Source organism: Achromobacter sp. HNDS-1, from assembly GCF_040084795.1.
Lineage (GTDB): Bacteria > Pseudomonadota > Gammaproteobacteria > Burkholderiales > Burkholderiaceae_B > Achromobacter > Achromobacter ruhlandii.
In genome coordinates this window covers 2,663,212-2,682,883 of sequence record NZ_CP157584.1, presented here as the reverse complement: position 1 = coordinate 2,682,883, position 19,672 = coordinate 2,663,212, and the positions used below count along the sequence as shown (strand labels likewise).

The 19,672-nt window shown below is 67.2% G+C and carries 14 protein-coding genes; 6 read left to right on the top strand and 8 right to left on the bottom strand.

Annotated elements, in window-relative coordinates; all coding sequences use genetic code 11:
• Positions 1 to 6 precede the first annotated feature (6 nt).
• Positions 7 to 966, top strand: a complete 960-nt coding sequence (locus ABFG95_RS12405; protein WP_063568823.1) for a spore coat protein U domain-containing protein — start codon at positions 7 to 9, stop codon at positions 964 to 966.
• A 107-nt stretch (positions 967 to 1,073) separates the two neighbouring features.
• On the opposite strand, the gene ABFG95_RS12400 is transcribed toward ABFG95_RS12405, so the two are convergent.
• The 3 genes from ABFG95_RS12400 to ABFG95_RS12390 form a co-directional block, all read right to left on the bottom strand.
• Positions 1,074 to 2,561, bottom strand: coding sequence for an efflux transporter outer membrane subunit (locus ABFG95_RS12400; protein WP_278991972.1), 1,488 nt, complete (start codon positions 2,559 to 2,561; stop codon positions 1,074 to 1,076).
• 67 nt (positions 2,562 to 2,628) lie between these two features.
• Positions 2,629 to 5,844 carry a multidrug efflux RND transporter permease subunit gene (locus ABFG95_RS12395; RefSeq protein WP_175144895.1) on the bottom strand — a complete coding sequence of 1,072 codons (3,216 nt, stop codon included), beginning with the start codon at positions 5,842 to 5,844 and terminating at the stop codon, positions 2,629 to 2,631.
• Positions 5,845 to 5,880: 36 nt separating this feature from the next.
• Positions 5,881 to 7,071 carry an efflux RND transporter periplasmic adaptor subunit gene (locus tag ABFG95_RS12390; protein ID WP_348995974.1) on the bottom strand — a complete coding sequence of 397 codons (1,191 nt, stop codon included), beginning with the start codon at positions 7,069 to 7,071 and terminating at the stop codon, positions 5,881 to 5,883.
• A gap of 393 nt (positions 7,072 to 7,464) precedes the next feature.
• Between ABFG95_RS12390 and ABFG95_RS12385 the strand changes: the two genes are divergently transcribed.
• From ABFG95_RS12385 to ABFG95_RS12370, 4 genes are all read left to right on the top strand, one after another.
• Positions 7,465 to 8,529: a LysR family transcriptional regulator gene (locus ABFG95_RS12385; protein ID WP_049076545.1), complete on the top strand. Its 1,065-nt coding sequence runs from the start codon at positions 7,465 to 7,467 to the stop codon at positions 8,527 to 8,529.
• A gap of 194 nt (positions 8,530 to 8,723) precedes the next feature.
• Complete coding sequence (locus ABFG95_RS12380) at positions 8,724 to 9,836, top strand: AI-2E family transporter (RefSeq protein WP_049076543.1); 1,113 nt, start codon at positions 8,724 to 8,726, stop codon at positions 9,834 to 9,836.
• Between the two features lie 178 nt (positions 9,837 to 10,014).
• Complete coding sequence (locus ABFG95_RS12375; RefSeq protein ID WP_278990980.1) at positions 10,015 to 10,788, top strand: phytanoyl-CoA dioxygenase family protein; 774 nt, start codon at positions 10,015 to 10,017, stop codon at positions 10,786 to 10,788.
• A gap of 248 nt (positions 10,789 to 11,036) precedes the next feature.
• Complete coding sequence (locus ABFG95_RS12370) at positions 11,037 to 11,864, top strand: IclR family transcriptional regulator C-terminal domain-containing protein (RefSeq protein ID WP_063580603.1); 828 nt, start codon at positions 11,037 to 11,039, stop codon at positions 11,862 to 11,864.
• A 51-nt stretch (positions 11,865 to 11,915) separates the two neighbouring features.
• Here ABFG95_RS12370 and dapA read toward each other — a convergent pair whose 3' ends face one another.
• From dapA to ABFG95_RS12345, 5 genes are read right to left on the bottom strand one after another with little or no spacing between them, the layout of a single operon-like run.
• Positions 11,916 to 12,818 (bottom strand): 4-hydroxy-tetrahydrodipicolinate synthase, encoded by a 903-nt coding sequence (gene dapA / locus ABFG95_RS12365; protein ID WP_175144893.1) that lies wholly within the window; start codon positions 12,816 to 12,818, stop codon positions 11,916 to 11,918.
• 36 nt (positions 12,819 to 12,854) lie between these two features.
• Complete coding sequence (locus ABFG95_RS12360; protein ID WP_063568754.1) at positions 12,855 to 14,630, bottom strand: ABC transporter permease subunit; 1,776 nt, start codon at positions 14,628 to 14,630, stop codon at positions 12,855 to 12,857.
• A 4-nt stretch (positions 14,631 to 14,634) separates the two neighbouring features.
• Positions 14,635 to 15,723, bottom strand: coding sequence for an ABC transporter ATP-binding protein (locus ABFG95_RS12355; protein WP_278990979.1), 1,089 nt, complete (start codon positions 15,721 to 15,723; stop codon positions 14,635 to 14,637).
• Between the two features lie 22 nt (positions 15,724 to 15,745).
• The gene (locus ABFG95_RS12350) at positions 15,746 to 16,828 is read right to left on the bottom strand and encodes an ABC transporter substrate-binding protein (protein WP_054414558.1); all 1,083 of its coding nucleotides are present in this window, start codon (positions 16,826 to 16,828) and stop codon (positions 15,746 to 15,748) included.
• A gap of 39 nt (positions 16,829 to 16,867) precedes the next feature.
• Entirely contained in the window at positions 16,868 to 18,295 is a 1,428-nt protein-coding gene (locus tag ABFG95_RS12345; protein WP_238909452.1) for an FAD-binding oxidoreductase, read from the bottom strand.
• A 220-nt stretch (positions 18,296 to 18,515) separates the two neighbouring features.
• Here ABFG95_RS12345 and ABFG95_RS12340 point away from each other — a divergent pair, with 220 nt between their 5' ends.
• Positions 18,516 to 19,664, top strand: coding sequence for an alpha-hydroxy acid oxidase (locus ABFG95_RS12340; protein WP_278990976.1), 1,149 nt, complete (start codon positions 18,516 to 18,518; stop codon positions 19,662 to 19,664).
• Positions 19,665 to 19,672 lie beyond the last annotated feature (8 nt).

The following is a 19,672-nucleotide window of genomic DNA, read 5'->3' as shown; positions in this document are numbered from 1 at the left end:
CTTCTCATGCTCAATACGCTTCGGTCGCTAACCCTCCTGCTGGCCTTGTTTGCCGGGCTGCCCGCGACGGCCCTTGCCGCCGACAACAACTGCCAGGGAGGCACCGCGCCGCCCATCAACTTTGGTTCGTTCTATTCCTGGCAGCTCTACAACAGCCAGAATTCGCGGCAGTTCGATTCCAAGTTCACCTGCAACTTTTTCTCGCTCATCAATCTGGGCACCAATTCCCAGTTGAAGGTGACCGCGCGAAGCGCCAACAACGGAGCAATGACCGCACTGTTCGGCATTGCCCGACTTCCCTACAAGCTGTACAGCGATGCCAAGGGAACCATTAATCTGCCTTTCGGCCAACAGGTCGATCTGCCGCAGGGTGGCCTGAGTTTCCTGGGAGCCGGCGGCTCGGTGGGTGGCAGCGTGCAGTTGTTCCTGGAGACACAGGCGGGATCCGTTCCAACGGCGACCTACTACAGCGATACCATTACCCTAACTTGGGAATGGGGCTACTGTTCCCTGGGCGCGCTGGGCCTTTGTGCCCCCTGGTCTTGGCATAGCGGCACGGCTGTCACGACCGTCAACGTCACGGTGGATGTGCGCAAATCCTGCCTGTTCAACGGTTCAGCCGCTGTGCTGGACTTCGGCTCGCAGCCGCTGGTGTCCCTGTTCAAGCCGGCCACCGCCAGGCTGAATCTCTATTGCACCCTGCTGGTGCCGTTCAAAATGTACTTCGGCGAGGGCGAAAACGCGGCGGGCGGCATGCGCAGGATGAAAGGCGCTGGTAACAACTACATCGCGTACCAGCTCTACCTGCCGGGGACAAACACCGCGATCCCGGCAAACACGCCGCTTGGCGGCACGGGCCTGGGGGTGACGCAAGAGGTCACGATCGAAGGTCGGGTCAACCCGGGGCAGGCCGATGTGCCGGTGGGAGACTACATTGATCGTCCAATCGTGGTGATCGAGTATTGAGCCTGTTCACCGCGAGCCTCGCTGGCGCAAAGAACCAGGTCATAGGATAGCGGTCGGAAGGGACGAAAAGGGGTGGATGACCACCCCTTTTCCTTGCCGTCCGGGCGTTAAGGATTCGCCGCGACGTTCTCGGCGCCAGGCACCGGATTGCCCCACCCGCCCCCGATCGCCCGGATCAGATCCACCGCCGACCGCGCCTGCTCGCCGCTCAACTGCACCGCCACCCGCTGCTGCAGCAGCACACTGCGATCCGCTTCGATCACGTCGAGATAGCTGATCGAGCCTTCGCGGTATTGCGTGTGCGAGAGCTTGGCGGCGCGGGCCGAGGCTTCCACCGCCGCGTCCTGCGCGCGGGTCTGGTCGGCCAGGATGCGTAGGTTGGACAGGTTGTCCTCGACTTCGCGGAAGGCGTTCAGGACTGTCTGGCGATACACCGCCACGTCTTCCTCATAGACCGCGCGGGCGCGGTCCAGGCCGGCCTGGCGGCGGCCGCCGTCGAAGATCGGCATCGACAGCGCGGCGCCGACCAGCGGGCCCAGCAGGAACGTGCGGCTCGACCATTGGAACAGGTTGCCCAGTTCCGACGACTCGTAGCCAAACGCGCCCGTGATGTCCAGGCGCGGGAAGAACGCCGACTTGGCCGCGCCCACGCGGGCGTTGGCGGCAGCCATGGCGCGCTCGGCCGCGGCGATGTCGGGGCGGCGTTCCAGCAGTGTCGACGGCAGGCCGGCCGGGATCGACAGCGCCACCTTCTCGATCGGCTTGGGCGGCATCGCGAATTCCGACGGCGCGCGGCCCAGCAGCACGGCCAGCGCGTGTTCACCGGCGGCGCGGCGGCGGTCGATGCCCAGCGCTTCCGATTGCGCCGAGGCCAGCTCGGCCTTGGCGCGCGCCAGGTCCAGCTCGCTGATGTCGCCCGCGTCATAGCGGCGCTGGATCAGTTGCAGCGTCTCGGTGCGCAGTTGCACCGTCTGGCGGTACAGCGCGGCTTCGGCATCCTGCTCGCGCACCAGGAAATAGGTGGTGGCGACATCGGCCTGCAGCGCCAGCAGCACCGAGCGGTACAGCGCCTCGCTCTGCTGCGCATCGGCGGTGGCGGCGTCGGCGGTGGAGGCGACGCGGCCAAACAGGTCGGCCTCGTACGACACCGTGCCTTGCGCGCGCCAGGTGGTCACCGGCCGCGTCGGCGTGCCGTCAGGCAGGCCTTGCGACACCGCCGAGGGGCGCTGGCGGTTCGGGCCGAAGCCCGCGTCCAGGCTGGGGAAGAAGCCGGCGCGGGCCTCGCGTTGCAGCGCGCGGGCCTGCGTCAGGCGGGCGGCGGCGGCCTGCAGGTTCTGGTTGGCCTTCAGGGCCTCTTCCTGCAACTGGTTCAGGCCTTCGTCGCCGAACACCTTCCACCATTCGCCGCGCAACTGCTCTTCCGAGGGCTGGGCGGTCTTCCAGGTGCCCGCTTCCGAGGCAGGCAGGGCGGCTTCCTTGTAGGCCGCCGGCGTGGCGGCCGTCGGCCGTTCGTAGGTCGGACCCACCGCGCAGCCGGCCAGCACGAGCAGGACGGCAAGCAGGGCGGAACCGCGGATCAGTCTTTTGGTCTTCATGACGATTCTCTTGGGCGCGCGCCCCGCCGTTCGGGACGGGACGCGCTGGCTATTTTTGCGGGCCGGATCAGGCGTTGTGCTGCGGCGCGGGCGGCGCGTGCGGGTCGATGTGCGGCACGCACACAGGCGCTTCGTGCGGCGCGGCCGAGTGCAATTTCTTGCCGCCCATCGAACGCAGCAGCACGTAGAACACCGGCGTCAGGAACAGGCCGAACAGCGTCACGCCGAGCATGCCGAAGAACACCGCGACCCCCATGGCGTGGCGCATTTCCGAACCGGCGCCGGACGACAGCACCAGCGGCACCACACCCATGATGAAGGCGATCGACGTCATCAGGATCGGACGCAGGCGCAGGCGGCTGGCCTCGATCGCGGCTTCCAGCGGCGAGCGGCCGTTCATCTCCAGTTCGCGGGCGAATTCCACGATCAGGATCGCGTTCTTTGCCGACAGCCCCACCAGCACCATCAAGCCGATCTGGGTGAAGATGTTGTTGTCGTTGCCGGTCAGGTAGACGCCGGTCAGCGCCGCCAGGATGCTCATCGGCACGATCAGGATCACGGCCAGCGGCAGGGTCAGGCTCTCGTACAGCGCGGCCAGCACCAGGAACACCAGCAGCACGCTGATCGGGAACACCCACAGGCCGGCGTTGCCTGCCAGGATCTGCTGGTAGGTCAGGTCGGTCCATTCCAGCTTCATGCCGCGCGGCAGGGTTTCGGCGGCCACGCGCTCGGCCGCGGCCTGCGCCTGGTTGGACGAATAGCCCGGCGCCGGTCCGCCGTTGATGTCGGCGGCGGTGTAGCCGTTGTAGCGCACCACCATTTCGGGGCCGAAGGTCTGCTTGACGGTCACCAGCGACGACAACGGCACCATGTCGCCGGCGGCATTGCGGGTCTTGAGCTGCAGGATGTCATCGGCATGCGCGCGGTATTGCGCGTCCGCCTGCGCCCGCACCTGGAACACGCGGCCGAACCGGTTGAAGTCGTTGACGTACATCGAACCCAGGTAGATCTGCATGGTGTCGAAGACTTCCGTCACCGGCACGCCCAGCTGCTTTGCCTTGACACGGTCCAGGTCCACGTCCAGCTGCGGCACGTTGATCTCGTAGCTGGAGAACGCGGGGCCGAGCTCGGGCGCCTGGCGCGCCTTGGCCAGGAACGCGGACTTGGCCTTGTCCAGTTCGGCGTAGCCGGCGGCGCCGCGGTCCTCGATCTGGAACTTGAAGCCGCCCAGTGTGCCCAGGCCCATCACGGGCGGGGGCGGGAACACGGCGATGAACGAGTCCTGGATGGCCGCGAACTTCTGGTTGAGCGAAGCCGCGATGGCATTGCCCGACAGCGCGGCGCCCTTGCGCTCGTCGAAGGGTTTGAGCATCACGAACACGATGCCGGCGCTGGAACTGTTGGTGAAGCCGTTGATGGACAGGCCCGGGAAGGCGATGGCGCTCTGCACGCCGGGTTCCTTCAGGGCGATGTCGCTCATGCGGCGGATCACGGCGTCCGTGCGGTCCAGCGAGGCGCCGTTGGGCAGCTGGGTGAAGCCGATCAGGTACTGCTTGTCCTGCGCCGGCACGAAGCCGCCCGGCACCAGGTACGACACGCCGATGGTGGCGGCCACCAGCACCGCATAGACGCCCATGGCGCCGGCCTTGCGGCGGATCACGCCGGACACGCCCACGCCGTAGCTTTCCGAAGCGCGGCCGAACATGTTGTTGAACCAGTTGAAGAAGCGGCCGAACACGCGGTTCATGCCCCGCGTCAGCCAGTCCGGCTTGTCGTGGTGGCTCTTGAGCAGCAGGGCCGACAGGGCCGGCGACAGCGTCAGCGAGTTGAAGGCCGAGATCACCGTCGAGATGGCGATGGTCATGGCGAACTGCTTGTAGAACTGGCCGGTCAGGCCCGTCATGAACGCCAGCGGCACGAACACCGCGCACAGCGTCAGCGCGATGGCGATGATGGGGCCGCTCACCTCGCGCATGGCGCGATAGGTCGCGTCGCGCGGACTCAGGCCCGCGGCGATGTTGCGCTCGACGTTTTCCACCACCACGATCGCGTCGTCGACCACGATCCCGATGGCCAGCACCATCCCGAACAACGACAGGGCGTTGATGGAATAGCCGAACATCAGCAGCAGGCCGAACGTACCCACGATGGACACCGGCACCGCCAGCAGCGGGATGATGGACGCGCGCCAGGTCTGCAGGAACAGGATCACCACCAGCACCACCAGCGCGATGGCTTCCAGCAGCGTGTGCACCACGGCCTCGATACTGGAGCGCACGAACTGGGTCGGGTCGTATTCGATGCGGTATTCCACGCCCGGGGGGAAGTCCTGGGCCAGCTCGGCCATGGCGGCGCGCACCTGCGACGACACGTCCAGCGCGTTGGCGCCCGGCGATTGCATGATGCCCATGCCCACCGCCTGCTTGTTGTCCAGCAGCGAACGCAAGCCGTATTCCTGGGCATCCAGTTCCACGCGGGCCACGTCCGACAGGTGCGTCACGGCGCCGTCGGGCGAGGTCTTGAGGATGATGTCGCGGAATTCCTCTTCGGTCTGCAGGCGGCCGCGCGCATTCACGTTCAGCTGCAGCGGCACGTCGCCCAGGGTCGGGGACGCGCCGATCACGCCCGCGGCGACCTGCACGTTCTGCTCGCGGATGGCCGCGACCACTTCGGCGGCGGTCATGCCGCGCTGCGCGACCTTCTGCGGGTCGAGCCACACGCGCATCGAGTAGTTGCCCGCGCCCCACACCGTCACTTCACCCACGCCGGTAATGCGCGCCAGGCGGTCCTTGATGTTCAGGATCGCGTAGTTGCGCAGGTAGGTGATGTCGTAGCGGTCGTTGGGCGAGATCAGGTGCACCACCAGCGTCAGGGTGGGCGAGCTCTTGGTGGTCGTGACGCCCAGCCGCTGCACGTCCGGCGGCAGGCGCGGCAGCGCCTGCGACACGCGGTTCTGCACCAGCTGCTGCGCCTTGTCCGGGTCCACGCCCAGCTTGAAGTTGACCGTCAGCGTCAGGTTGCCGTCGCTGTTGGCCTGCGACTGCATGTACAGCATGTTTTCCACGCCGTTGATGGATTCCTCCAGCGGCGAGGCGACGGTTTCGGCGATGACCTTGGGGTTGGCGCCCGGGTACTGCGCGCGCACCACCACCGAGGGCGGCACCACTTCCGGGTATTCCGAGATCGGCAGCTGGAACATGGCCAGCAGGCCGCCCAGCAGCACCAGCACGGACAACACCCCGGCGAAGATCGGCCGGTCGATGAAGAATTTCGAGATATTCATGAACGTTCTCGTTCTGCTTTGCGGTTCACCGGCGGCTTAGTTGGCGGCCGCGGTCTTGACCGGGTTGCGTTGCGCCGCGACCATCGGCACCACGGTCGGGCTCACGGCGTCGCCGGGGCGCACGCGCTGCAAGCCATTGACCACGATGCGTTCGCCAGGGGCCAGGCCGGAGTCCACGACCCGCAGGCCTTCCTGGTGGGCGCCCAGCTTGACCTGGCGGTAGTTGGCGTGATTCTTGTCGTCCAGCACCAGCACGTAGCGCTTGTCCTGGTCGGTGCCGATGGCCCTCTCGTCGATCAGCACGGCGCTGCGCGGCTCGCTGCCGCCCAGGCGGATGCGGGCGTACAGCCCGGGCAGCAGGGTGCCGTCGGCGTTGTCGAACTCGGCGCGCACGCGGATGGTGCCGGACGTGGCGTCCAGGCGGTTGTCCACCGATTGCACGAAGCCGGTGCGCGAATAGCCATCCTCGTTGGCCAGGCCCAGCTCGACCGGCACCGAGCCGGCCTTGCCGTTGCGGGCCGGGTTCACGTACTTCAGGAAGGTCTGCTCGTCGACGTCGAACGAGGCGTACATCTTCGAGACCGACACCAGCGTGGTCAGCGGCACCGAGGTGGCGCCGGCGGCGACCACGTTGCCGACCGTGACTTCCGCGCGCGATACGCGGCCGGCGACCGGCGCCTCGATGCGGGTGTAGCCCAGGTTGAGCTTGGCGTAGTCCAGCGCGGCCTGCGCGCCCTGCAGGTTGGCCGCGGCTTCACGCGCCGCGTTCTGCTTTTCCTCGAAGTCGCGGCGGGCGATGGCGTTGTCGGCCAAGAGGCGCTGGCCGCGCGCCAGTTCGGTGGCCGTGTACGAGGCGCGGGCCTTGGCGGCGGTCAGGGCGGCGGCGGCACGGTCCACTTCGGCCGCATAGGGACGCGGGTCGATGGTGAACAGCACGTCGCCCTTCTTGACGATGCTGCCGTCCTGGAAGTGCACGGCGGTCAGGGTGCCGGAGACCAGCGGGCGGATGTCCACGCGGTCGATGGCTTCCAGGCGGCCGGAATAGCGCTGCCAGTCGACGATGGTCTTGTTGACCACTTCCGCCACTTCGACAGGGGGCGCGGCGGGCGCGCCCTGGGCCTGGGCCGCATTGGCGCCGGCGGGGGCGCGAAACAGGGCGTAGCCACCGCCGGCCGCGATGACGGCCGCGAAAACGACGAGCATAGCAATACGATTACGCGAAACCATGATGTTCCTTGTGGGTGATGTCGGGGTGAAGCGCGCTTGCCGGAACCGCGAGGGGGCGGGGGGCGGCGGGGGCGGGCATCGCGGCGGGTCTGTCAGTCCTGAAACACCGATGTCATATTGCGGTGCAACATGCAACGCGGTTACGTTTCCCTGGTGAAATCCGTCTATTCGGGGACGGGTTCTACCGGGATCGGAATCTGAGGATTGACAGGCCCTGGGGATGGCGCCGGGCGGCAAGGGCACTTCAAGATGGTTTGCATTCTGAGTGTTTTGCCGGCGCGGATAAACACTGCTATCTCGGCAACACTGTTCGGTGGATTTGTCTAATCCTGGCCGAATTCGGGTTATGCTCCGTACACCCCGACCAAATTGCCCTTATAGGACACCGTCGCCATGGACCGTTTTCAGGCTATGCAGGTGTTTGTGCGCGTCGTGGACGCCAATAGCTTCACCCGGGCGGCCGACAGCCTCTCGCTTCCGCGCACCACCGTCACCACCATCATCCAGAATCTCGAACGCCTGCTGGGCGTGCGCTTGCTCAACCGCACCACCCGCCGCATCGGCCTGACGCCCGACGGCGCGGGCTACTACCAGCACTGCGTGCGCATCCTGGCCGATGTCGAGGAAACCGAGGCCTGCTTCCAGGAAGCGGCGCTGCGCCTGAAGGGCCGGCTGCGCATCGACGTGCCGACCTGTATCGGCCGGCTGATCCTGATCCCCTCATTGTGTGATTTCCACGACAAGTACCCCGACGTCGAGCTGGTGCTCGGCCTGGGCGACCGGCCGGTGGACATGGTGCAGGAGGCCGTCGACTGCGTCATCCGCGCCGGCGACCTGGAAGATTCCAGCCTGGTGGCGCGCCGCATCGGCACCCTGCAGACCGTGACCTGCGCCTCGCCGACCTACGTCGCGCGCCACGGCATGCCGCAGACCATCGAGGAACTGCGCAATCACCACGCGGTGCATTATTTCTCCAGCCGCACCGGCCGCAACTGCGCCTGGGACTTCAAGATCGACGGCAAGCACCAGGAAGTGGACATGCGCGGCACCGTGGCGGTGAACGAAGCCGGCGCCTACCTGGACTGCGGCCTGAAGGGCTTCGGCCTGATCCAGACGCCGCGCTACATGGCGCTGCCGTACCTGCAATCGGGCGAGCTGATCGAGGTGCTGCCGCAATGGAAGCCCAGCGCCACCGCGATCTCGGTGCTGTATCCGCAAAGCCGCCAGCTGTCGCCCAAAGTGCGCGCGTTCGCCGACTGGGCGGCCGAACTGTTCGCCAGCTGCCCGCTGCTCAGCGGCCGCGACGAGACCGATCCGGCCGCCGCCAGCTGCGGCGTGTTCCAGCAGCGCCAGATCAGCCAGGCCAAGCAGATGGCCGTGGCGGGCGTGGCCGCCGCCAACGATCCGCTGCCGCGTCGCCGCACCGCGCGCGAAGAGGCCGCCGAGTACGCCCTCTAGGCGAATCGCCGTGGCCAAGGTGGCGGGCCCCGTGGGTCCGCCACGCGGGCAATTCGCCGGTAATTCGCCGGCAAAATCCCGGAAAACCAGGGGAAACCCCGTAGTAAATACAGGCCTTGCGTCCCTCGTATTTTGCGAAACGTCTGTATAGTCCGACAGTCAAAGCCTCAACGCATTCACTGTCGATCCGCTCCATGCAGCCCGTCCTCCCCGCTTACCTGATCGCCCGTTGGCTTTTACTGCTCGTCCTGTTGGCGGGGGTGTATTTCCTCAGCGGCTTCCTGGTGCCCGCGCTGGCCGCGCTGATCATCGGCCTGGCCAGCTGGCCGCTGTACCAGCGGCTGGTCGAACGCTGCGGCGGCCGCACCGCGCTGGCCGCGTCGCTGGCGCTGCTGGTGGTGGTCGTGGTGCTGATCGTGCCGATGTCGCTGGCGCTGTCGTATGCCATCAAGGAAGCCAGCACCTTCTTCGCCTGGGCCATCGCCGCCAACCGGCATGGGGTCGACGTTCCCAACTGGATCACCTCGATGCCGGTGGTCGGTGACCGGCTTTCCGAATACTGGCAGGCCTACATCGGCCAGCCGCATGCGCTGGGCGCGCTGGTCGAGGCCGTCAGCGGCGAACACCTGGGCAACATCTACCGCATGGTGCTGGCCGCCACCGGCAACGTGTTCCAGCTGCTGCTGACCGTGCTGTTCATGCTGATCACGCTGTTCTTCGTCTACAAGGACGGCGTGCGCATGGTGGCGCAACTGGACGTGCTGGGCGAACGCATCCTGCCGGCGCGCTGGCAGCGTTTCTCGCGCGTGGTGCCGGCCACCATCAACTCCACCGTCACCGGCATGGGCCTGATCGCATTGGGAGAGGGCGTGGTGCTGGGCATCGCCTACTGGGTCGCGGGCGTGCCGTCGCCGGTGCTGCTGGGCGTGGTCACCGGCTTCATGGCCCTGATCCCCGGCGGCGCGCCGCTGTCGTTCACGCTGGTGTCGCTGTATCTGGTCGGTTCCGGCCACATGGTGGCGGGCATCGCGCTGATGGTGTGGGGCAGCGTCGAACTGTTCATCGTCGACAAGACGCTGCGGCCGCGCCTGGTGGGCGGCCCGGTCAAGCTGCCATTCCTGCCGACCTTCTTCGGCCTGGTGGGCGGCGTCAAGACCATGGGCATCGTCGGGCTGTTCGTGGGCCCGGTGCTGATGGCGCTGCTGGTGGCCGTGTGGCGCGAATGGGTGCACCACGAGGAAGTCGAACGCGATACCGCCCGGCTCCGGGCCAGCGCGTCAACCGACAACACGCCGGCCGGGGGCTAGCGCCGCCGCGCGGCCTGGCGCCTGGCGTCCGGGCGGCTGAGAACAACCGGCCGCCCGCGCATTTGGGTGTAATCTAGCTCTCCCCGCGCTCGCCGGCGCCTCGTCCGGCACGCGCCTGCCCTGTGCGCAGACGCTTTGCAGCTTACGCCGCGGGGTCAGAGGGGTTGGCAGGTTCATCATGTCCGCGTCGTTGCAAGAAGATGAGTTAGCGGTCCTGCGCGAGCAGGGTTTCGTGGTCGCGCGCCAGTTCGCCGACCCGGCCGAGGTGGCGGCGCTGCGCGCGCTGGCCGAGCGGCATTTGCGCGAGCACATCGCGCCCATCGAGTACGAGGCGGACCTGCGCTATCCCGGCGCGCCCGAGTCGCGCAACGCCGAAGGCGGCCTGACCGTGCGGCGCCTGCTCAGCGCCTACGGGCGCGATCCGTTGTTCGCGCAATGGGCCACCCATGCGCGCATCGGGCAATCGCTGGCCCGTTATTTCGGCGAGACGCCGGTGCTGTCCACCGTGCACCACAACTGCGTGATGACCAAGCATCCGGCCTATGGCAGCCTGACCGGCTGGCACCAGGACATCCGCTACTGGTCGTTCTCCGACACCGATCTGGTGTCCTGTTGGCTGGCGCTGGGCGACGAAACCTGGGACAACGGCGGCCTGTCGTTCATCCCCGGGTCGCACGCGGCCGCGTTCCTGCCCGCGCAGTTCGACGAACAGAAATTCTTCCGCGACGACGCGCCCGAAAACGCCGAGTGGATCGCGCGCGCCGTCTGCCCCGAGCTGCGCGCTGGCGACCTGGTGTTCTTCCATTGCCGCACGTTGCATGCGGCGCAGGGCAACCGCAGCGATCGCGTCAAGCTGTCGCTGGTGCACACGTATCATCCCCAGTCTTGCCATCCGTTGCCAGGCACGCGATCGGCCAGCCAGCCGGGCGTGCCGTTGGCCGCGGCGGATTGACGGCGGGCCTGCCGGCGCTTGGATCGGGGGAGGCGCCGCGGGCTGGCGGCGCTGTCGACGGACGGGGGCCGCAGGGTTGCCACGCGAGCGGATATCCAACGGGCGCCTGCCGCATTTGATAATTGGAATTTGCTATTAATAATTGAATTACAATTAAATGGTGTGCGATACGCGTGATTGCCGCCGGCAAGCTGGCAACCGCGCCTTCCAACCTGCGCGCACGTTCCTTCCTCAATAGGCTGTTTCCCGTGCCCAAAAGCAAGCCCGACGATACGGACAAGACGCAGGCGGCGACCGAGACCCGGTCTTCGCTGTTTGTAGGCTCGACCGAAAAAGCCTTCCAGGTGTTGCATGCTTTCGACGGCCCCAAGCGCCACATGACGCTGGCCGACATCGCGCGCGCGTCGGGCCTGGACCGCAGCGCGACGCAACGCCTGGTCTACACGCTGGAAATGCTGGGCTATCTGCGCCGCATTCCGGACACGCGCAATTACGGACTGACGCCGAAGGTGCTGCAGTTCTCGTACAACTACGTGCGCGCCAATGAGTTGATCGACAAGGCGTCGCCCTATCTGCTGGACATCAGCCGCACCCTGGGCGAAACCACCAACCTGCAAGAACTGGACGGGCACGAGATCGTGTTCGTGGCCCGCTTTCCCGGCCATCACCTGGTCAACGTGGACATCGCCGTGGGCAGCCGCCTGCCGGCCTTTTTCACCGCGTCGGGCACGGCGATCCTGTCACGCCTGTCGGATGAGCAGCGCCGCGAAATCCTGGCGCGGACCCGCCTGGAGCCGATCACGCCCTACACGGAAGTCAATCCCGACAAGCTGCTCGAGCGCGCGCAGCGCGTGGCCGAGAAGGGCTACGCGATCATCGTGAACGAAACGGTGCTGGGAGATATTTCGGTGGCGGCGCCGGTGATCGATCATCGCGGATTGGCGGTGGCGGCGATCAACATCTCCGTGCCGACGACGCGATGGACCGTTGCCAGGGTCGAGGCGGAGTTGGCGCAGCACGTGCAGGTGGCGGCCACGTCCATCTCCAAGTCCAAGTTCTCGGCGTATTCGAGGTAAGGGCCGGGCGCCATCGATCGATCGCGCCCAGTCCTTCCCGAAGCGCCTGTCTCAAACGCCTTCGAACTCCGCCAGCAACGGCTTGACCACCGCCCGCAAGGACGCCTGCAGGTCGGCCCCGGGCTGCACCAGGGGATCCAGGACTTCCGGCGCATCGACGCCGATCAGGTCCATCACGGACTTCATCGGTCCGGGATTGGTCTCGGCGAACGCCAGGTTCATCAGCGGGATCAGGCGGCGGTGCAGCAGCATGGCGTCTCGCGTGCGGCCCGCGGCGGCCAGGTCATAGACCTTGCGCCAGGCCTTGGGCAGCAGGCTCGCCGTCACCACGATGCCGCCTTGGGCGCCGGCGGCCAGGTGAACCGGCAGCAGCGTGTCCTCGCCGCTGAACACGGCGAACGATTCGTCCACGCCGGCCACCGTGCGCAGGAAGTGGTACATGTCCGTGTTGCAGGCCTTCATGCCGATGATGTTCGGGTGGCGCGACAGTTCGTGCAGCACTTCCGGCGCGATCGCGATGCGCGTGCGATACGGGATCTCGTAGATCATCACCGGCAGCGGCGATGCGTCGGCGTAGCGCAGGAAATAGTCGCGGATGCCGGCCTGGGTGGGGGTCGTGTAGTAGGGCGTCAGCACCATCAGCGCGTCGGCGCCCGCGTCGGCGAATTCGCGGCCGGCCTGCAGGGCGTCGTGAAAGCCCGGGTCCAGCACGCCGGGGATCACCGGCACGCGCTTGGCCACGGCATTCACCGTCAACTGGCACATGCGGATGCGTTCGGCCCGCGCCAAAGCACCGTATTCACCCGTGCCGCCCAGCGGCACGATGCCGTCGATGCCCTGCTTGAGCAGGTAGGCGATCAGCGCCTGGGCCGCCGGGGCGTTGATGGTGTCGTCGGCGTTGACCGGGGTGGGAATCGCGGGAAACACGCCGCGCAGGTGGCTTGCATTCAACATGGAAAAATCCTGATGGAAGGGAAACGGCGCCGCGTCTCAGCCCGCCAGGCTGCGGCGGCGCAGCCGGTCGGCGAGCCAGATCAGCGCGGCGATGAAGATAAACAGGCAGGTGGACACGGCGGCGATCACCGGGGAGATCTGCAGCGTCACCTCATCCCAGAACTGCTTGGGCAGGGTGGCGTTCAGGCCGCCCGAGGCGAACAGCGCGATCGTCAGCTCGTCGAACGAAGTCGCGAAAGCGAACAGGAACGATGACATCAGCCCCGCGCCGAGGATCGGGAAGGTCACGAAGCGCAAGGTCGCCCAGGGGCCCGCGCCCAGGCTCTGCGCCGCCAGGTCCAGGCGCGTGTCGTAGTTGCGCAGCACCGCCATCATGGTGATCACCACGTACGGCACCGCCACCACCGTGTGCGCCAGGATCAGGCCAACGGTCGAACCGACCAGGCCGACGCGGGCGAAGAAATAGAACATGCCCACCGCGATGATCATGCGCGGCACCACGATGGGCGACAGCACGAAGGCCAGCATGGCGGATTTGCCGCGCATGTCGGCGCGCACCAGCAGGAAGGCGGCCGGCGTGCCGATCAGCATGGCCAGCAGGCCGGTGCCCACGCCCACGACCAGCGAGCGCGTGATGGCCTGCATCCACACCGGCGACGTGAACATCTGCTCGTACCATTGCAGCGAAAAGCCCTTGGGCGGCCAGGTCAGGCCGGAACCGGAATCGAACGACAGCGGGATCATCAGGAAGGCGGGCGCGGACAGGAAGGCCAGCACCGCCAGCACGATCCACCACAGGGTGCGCGATTGGCCGGTGCCTGACACCGAACGGCGCAGGCGCGTGGGCAGCAGCGAGAACAGGCGGTCGGACAGCGCGGCCAGCAGGTCCAGCAGGACCTCGCCCGCGCGGCGCGCCAGGCCGGGCTTGGCCGAGGCGCGGGGGCGCGAGGCGCCGGCGCCGGTCATGGTCGACAGGCCGAGTATCCGGTCGTACAGCGCGAACACGGCCAGCACCACCACCAGCAGCAGCACCGACACCGCGCCGGCGAATTCCCAGTTCATGGTCTGCTGCACCTGGTCGATGATGATCTGGGTGATCATCGTCTCCTTGCGGCCGCCCAGCAGCGCCGGGGTGATGAAAAAGCCGATGGCGGTGACGAACACCATGATGGCCGCGGCGGCCACGCCGGGCATGGACAGCGGGAAGTAGATCTTCCAGAACGCGGTGCCGGGGCGCGCGCCCAGGGTGGACGCGGCGCGCGGCAGGTTGCGGTCGATGTTCTCCATGACCGACAGCATCGTCAGCACCGCCAGCGGCATCAGCGCATGCACCATGCCGACCAGCACGCTGCCGAAGTTGTAGAGCAGGTTGGCCGGCGCATCCAGGATGCCCAGCGCCTGCAGCATCTGGTTGACCACGCCGTTGCGGCCCAGCAGCACGACCCACGCGAAGGTGCGCACCAGGAAGCTGGTCCAGAACGACAGCAACACCCAGAACAGCAGCGACGTCTTGCGCCGGGCCGACAGGCTGGAGATCAGGTAGGCGACCGGGTAGCCGGCCACCACGGCAAAGAAGGTCGTCCAAAGCGATATCTTCAGCGTGATGAGCAGCACGTTGACATACACCGACGACTCGAACAGCCGGTGGTATTGCGCCAGCGAGAAGCCCTGGTCGCCGTAGAAGCTCAGCAGCAGCAACTGGCCGACCGGATAGATCAGCAGCACCAGCAACAGGATCGCCAGCGGCGCGGCCATGAGGAAATGGCGGCGGCCCTGGCTCATGCGCTTGCGGGGAGGGGCGAGGGGGCTCATGCGGTCACTCCGCGATGGCGACCGCGTCGGCGGCCAGCCAGGTCACCGACAGCGGCTGGCCGATGGCGTACTGCTCGGCCTGGCGGCGCGTGGGGTAGGCGACCACGAGCGGGGCGCTGTCGGGCGCGCCCGAATCGAGATAGAGCTTGGTCAGGCTGCCGGTCACCATCACGTCGAGCAGCCTGCCGGTCAGGGCCTGGCCGTGCTCCCGGGCGGGGCCGGCCTGCAGGTTCTGCGGCCGCACCATCAGCGTGACCTTCTGGCCGACCTTGATCGCGGCGCCGTTGGACAGGGCCTGCCCGGTGACGCCCTGCTGCGTCAACCTGACCGTCAAGGTGGGGCCGTCGATGGCCGTGACCTCGCCCCGCAGCAGGTTGGATTCGCCCAGGAAGTCCGCCACGAACAGGGTGCGTGGACGGAAGTACAGGTCGGCTGGCGTGCCCAGTTGCTCGATCGCGCCGCCATTCATCAGGCAGATGCGATCGGACATGGTCATGGCCTCTTCCTGGTCATGCGTCACGTAGACGATGGTGGTGCCCAGTTCGCGGTGGATGCGCTTGATCTCCAGTTGCATCTGGTCGCGCAGCTTCTTGTCCAGCGCGCCCAGCGGTTCGTCCATCAGGATGATCGCGGGGCGGTAGACCATGCAGCGCGCCAGCGCGATGCGCTGCTGCTGGCCGCCCGACAGTTCGCGCGGCAGGCGCGCGCCGACCTGCGGCAGCCGCACCATGTCCAGCGCTTCCTGCGCGCGCCGCTTCGCCTCGGCCGCCGGCACCTTGCGCATCTTCAGCGGAAAGGCGATGTTCTCCAGGATGGTCATGTGCGGGAACAGCGCATAGTTCTGGAACACCATGCCGATGTCCCGCTCGTACGGCGCGCCGTGGGTGACGTCGTTGCCGTCGATCAGCACGCGGCCTTCGTCGGGCCTGGCCAGGCCCGCGATCAGGCTCAGCAGCGTGGTCTTGCCGGACCCGGACGGGCCCAGCAGGGTCAGGAATTCGCCGCGGGCGACATCCAGGTGCGTGGGCGCCAGGGCGACGAAATCGCCGTAGCGCTTGCCCAGGCCCGAGATCTGCAGATTGGAAGAAGACATGGTGTTCGGCGTATGCAAGGTGTTACTTCAAGACCCAACCGTTGAAGCGCTCGAGCACGTCGCGCTGCTTGTCCAGCCAGTAGGCGGCGTTGATGTGCAGGCCGGTCTTGATGTTGTCGGGGTGGGTCGGGCAATTGCGCGCCACGTCGGGTTTGATGTGATCGAACGCGGCGGGTTGGGTCACGCCGGCGGCGAAGAACTCGACCAGCGCGGCCTGGCGCTTGGGGTCCGAGGCGAACTTGATGAATTCGCGGCAGGCGTCGGCGTTGGGCGTGCCTTTCAGGATCGACCAGTTGTCGCAACCCCAGATGTTCTGGTCCCACACGATCTGCACGGGCGCGCCGTTGGCGATGGCCGATTGCGCGCGGGAAACCCAGGTGGCGATCATGTCGACTTCGCCGGAGCCCAGCATCTGCTCGACCTGCGCGCCGGTGTTCCACCACACATCGACCGACGGCTTGATCTTGTCCAGGCTGGCCAGCGCGCGGTCGATGTCGCAGGGGTAGACCTTGTCGGTCGGCACGCCGTCGGCCATCAGCGCTTCCTCGATGGTGTCGAACGGATGCTTGCGCAGGCCGCGCCGGCCGGGGATGTTCTTGACGTCCCAGAAGTCCGCCCACGACGCCGGGGCGCGGCGGCCCTTGAAGGCGTCGGTGCGATAGGCCAGCACCGTGGTGTAGACGTTGTTGCCCACGCCATAGGGCGACATGTATTGCTTGGGGATGGTGGCCACGACCGGGTCCGATTCCAGGCCATGTTTTTCCAGATAGACCTTGCCGCCTTCGGTGAGCATCAGGATGGCGGGCTGGCTGATCTTGGCCATGTCCCAGGTGTAGTTGCCGGTGTCCACCATGCTGCGGATCTGCGCGGTGGGCTCGGCGTTGGCCTGCACGCCCACCACCTGGATGCCGGTGGCGTCCGTGAACGGCTTGTAGAACACCGCGCCATAGGCCTTGCTGTAGATGCCGCCGTCATCGCGCACGACGATGCGCTTGGAGGCCGCGCGCGACGGCGTCCAGATCATGGGCATGGCCAGGGTGGCGACGCCGGCGGCGGCGGTCTTGAGCGCGCGGCGGCGCGAGGCGTTGTAGGAGGGGGATTTCATGGAAGGGCTCCAGCGGGACGGCGGACGGGAAGGGCGGCTTCAGGGCAGCAAGCGACCGGGATTGAAGAGGGCGGCGGGGTCGAAGCTGGCTTTCAGCGTGCGCATCATGGCCAGTTCGACCGGGGACTTGTAGTGCGCCATTTCGGCCAGCGACGTGCGGCCCACGCCATGCTCGGCGCTGAAGGTGCCGCCCAGCGCATCGGCCACGTCGTTGACGGCGCGGCGGATGGCGGCCGCCATGGCGTCGCGCTGGGGCAGCGCGTTCCAGGCGTCGAACGTGAAAAACGGAATGAAGTGGACGTTGCCGTCGCCCAGGTGGGCGACGATCAGGATGGGCAGGTCGGGCACCAGGCGGCGCACGGCGTCGGTGGCGGCGGCGATGAACCGCGGCACGCTCGAGACGGGCACCGCGCTGTCGGTGGTCAGGCCCACGCCCGCTTTCTTGTTGCCTTCCGAGACGCTGTGGCGGACTTCCCAGAGCGCGGCGCGCTGGCTGTCGTTGCTGGCCACCACGGCATCGTGCAGCAGGCCCTGTTCGGACGCCTGCTCCAGGATCTGCTGCAGCACGTCCTGCAGTTCCGTCCCGCCGCCGGTGTCCGACAGCTCCACCAGCACATGCCACGGATGCGCGCCGCTGAGCGGATTCTTGCGCCCGGGCACGTGCGTCATGACGATGTCCAGCTGGTTGCTGTCGATCATCTCGAAGGCGGACAGGCGCGAGCCGCACTGCTGTTGGAACAGGCCCAGGATATCGAGCGCGGCCTGGGGATCGGTGGGCGCCAGCCAGGCGATGGCGTGGCGGGTGGGCAGCGGGTGCAGCTTCAGCACGGCCGCGGTCACGATGCCCAGGGTGCCTTCGGCGCCGATGAACAGGTGCTTCAAGTCGAAACCCGTATTGTTCTTGCGCAGGGCGGTCAGGCCGTTCCAGATGGAGCCGTCGGGCAGCACGACCTCCAGGCCCAGGATGTTGTCGCGCGTATTGCCGTAGCGCAGCACGCCGGTGCCGCCGGCGTTGGTGGCGATGGTGCCGCCGATCTGGCATGAACCTTCCGCGCCCAGGCTGATGGGATACAGGCGGCCTTGTTCCGCGGCGGCCTGCTGCACGGCGGCCAGCACGCAGCCGGCTTCGACTTCCATCGAGTTGTTGGCCGGGTCCACGCGGCGGATCTGGCGCAGACGGGAGAGATTGACGATGACGGGGGGCGGGCCCGCTTCGTCCGGCACCGCGCCGCCGCACAGGCTGGTGTTGCCGCCTTGCGGCAGCACGGGGGTGGCGTGGGCGTTGCACAGGCGCACGATGTCGGCGACCTGCTGCGTGGAATTCGGCAGGGCCACGCAGAGCGCCGCGCCCTTGTAGCGGCCGCGCCAGTCTTCGGTGTAGCCGGCCATGTCGGTGTCGGTGCGCAGGATCGCGCTGTCGCCCAAGGCCTGGATGAGCGCATCGAGCAGGGAGGTGCCTGTGGTCATGTCTGTCGTCCCATGGAGATCGGGGGTAGAAAAGCCGATCACGTTGAGACACAGCATACGATTACTTAAATCGCTTTTCGATTTAAGTAATCGTATAACGATTGAATTGAGGGTATGTCCTAGGGCGGAACATCCTGGCAATCGTCTAAAAAAACAATCGAAATACAATCGATACGTTCGATATGTAATTTAATCGGATTCCCGCCAACAAGGAAGAGAGATGCTGCCCAGCGTGATGGATTACCGGGCGCAGGCGCGCAAGCGACTGCCTCGGCTGGCCTTCGATTATCTGGACGGGGGCGCCGAGGACGGCGCCTCGTTGCGGCGCAACGTGGCCGCCTTCGGCGCGCTGGAATTCGTGCCCGAGGTGCTGGCGGACGTCACCGACTGCCAGCTGCAAACCACCGTCCTGGGCGCGGCCGCGGCCATGCCCGCGATCGTCGGGCCGACGGGCCTGAACGGGCTGTTCTGGCCCGACGCGGACGTGCACCTGGCGCGCGCCGCGCATCGAGCGGGGCTGCCGTTCGTGCTGTCCACCGCATCGACCTCGCTGCTGGAGGAAGTGCGCGCGGCGGGCGCGGGCGAGCTGTGGTTGCAGTTGTACGTGCAGCGCGACCGCCGCATCGCCGAACACCTGATGGACCGGGCCTGGAGCAGCGGCTACACGGCGCTGTTCCTGACGGTCGACGTGCCGGTGCATGGCAATCGCGACCATGACAAGCGCAACGGCTTCCAACTGCCGCTGCGTCCTTCCGGCCGCTTGCTGCTGGACCTGGCGGCGCATCCGGGCTGGTGCTGGCGCATGCTGCGCGGCGGCGGGCCGCAACTGAAGAACCTGGCCGTCAGTTCCAACGCGCGGGAGAACATCACGGAACAGGCGTCCGCCCTGAGCCGCCAGATGGACCTGGCCTTGACCTGGGACGACATCGACTGGCTGCGCCGCCGGTGGCGCGGCCGCATCGTCATCAAGGGCATCCAGACGCTGGCCGATGCGCGCCGGGCCAAGGCGCGCGGCGTGGACGGCATCGTGCTGTCCAACCACGGCGGCAGGCAGCTGGAGTGCGCTCCCTGCCCGCTCGAAGTCCTGCCGGAGGTCGCGGCCGAACTGGGGCAGTCGCTCGACGTGCTGGTGGATGGCGGGGTGCGGCGCGGCAGCGATATCGCCAAGGCGGCGGCGCTGGGCGCGCGCGCGGTGCTGCTGGGCCGCGCGCCGCTGTATGGACTGGCGGGTCGGGGGCCGGGCGGCGCGGGCGAGGTGCTGGCAATCCTGCGCGCCGAGCTGGAAAACACATTGCGGCTGCTCGGGCGCACTCGCATTGGCGCGCTGGATGCCACGGCGGTGCGCAGGCGCCGGCCAATTTTCGATTGAGGAAAGGA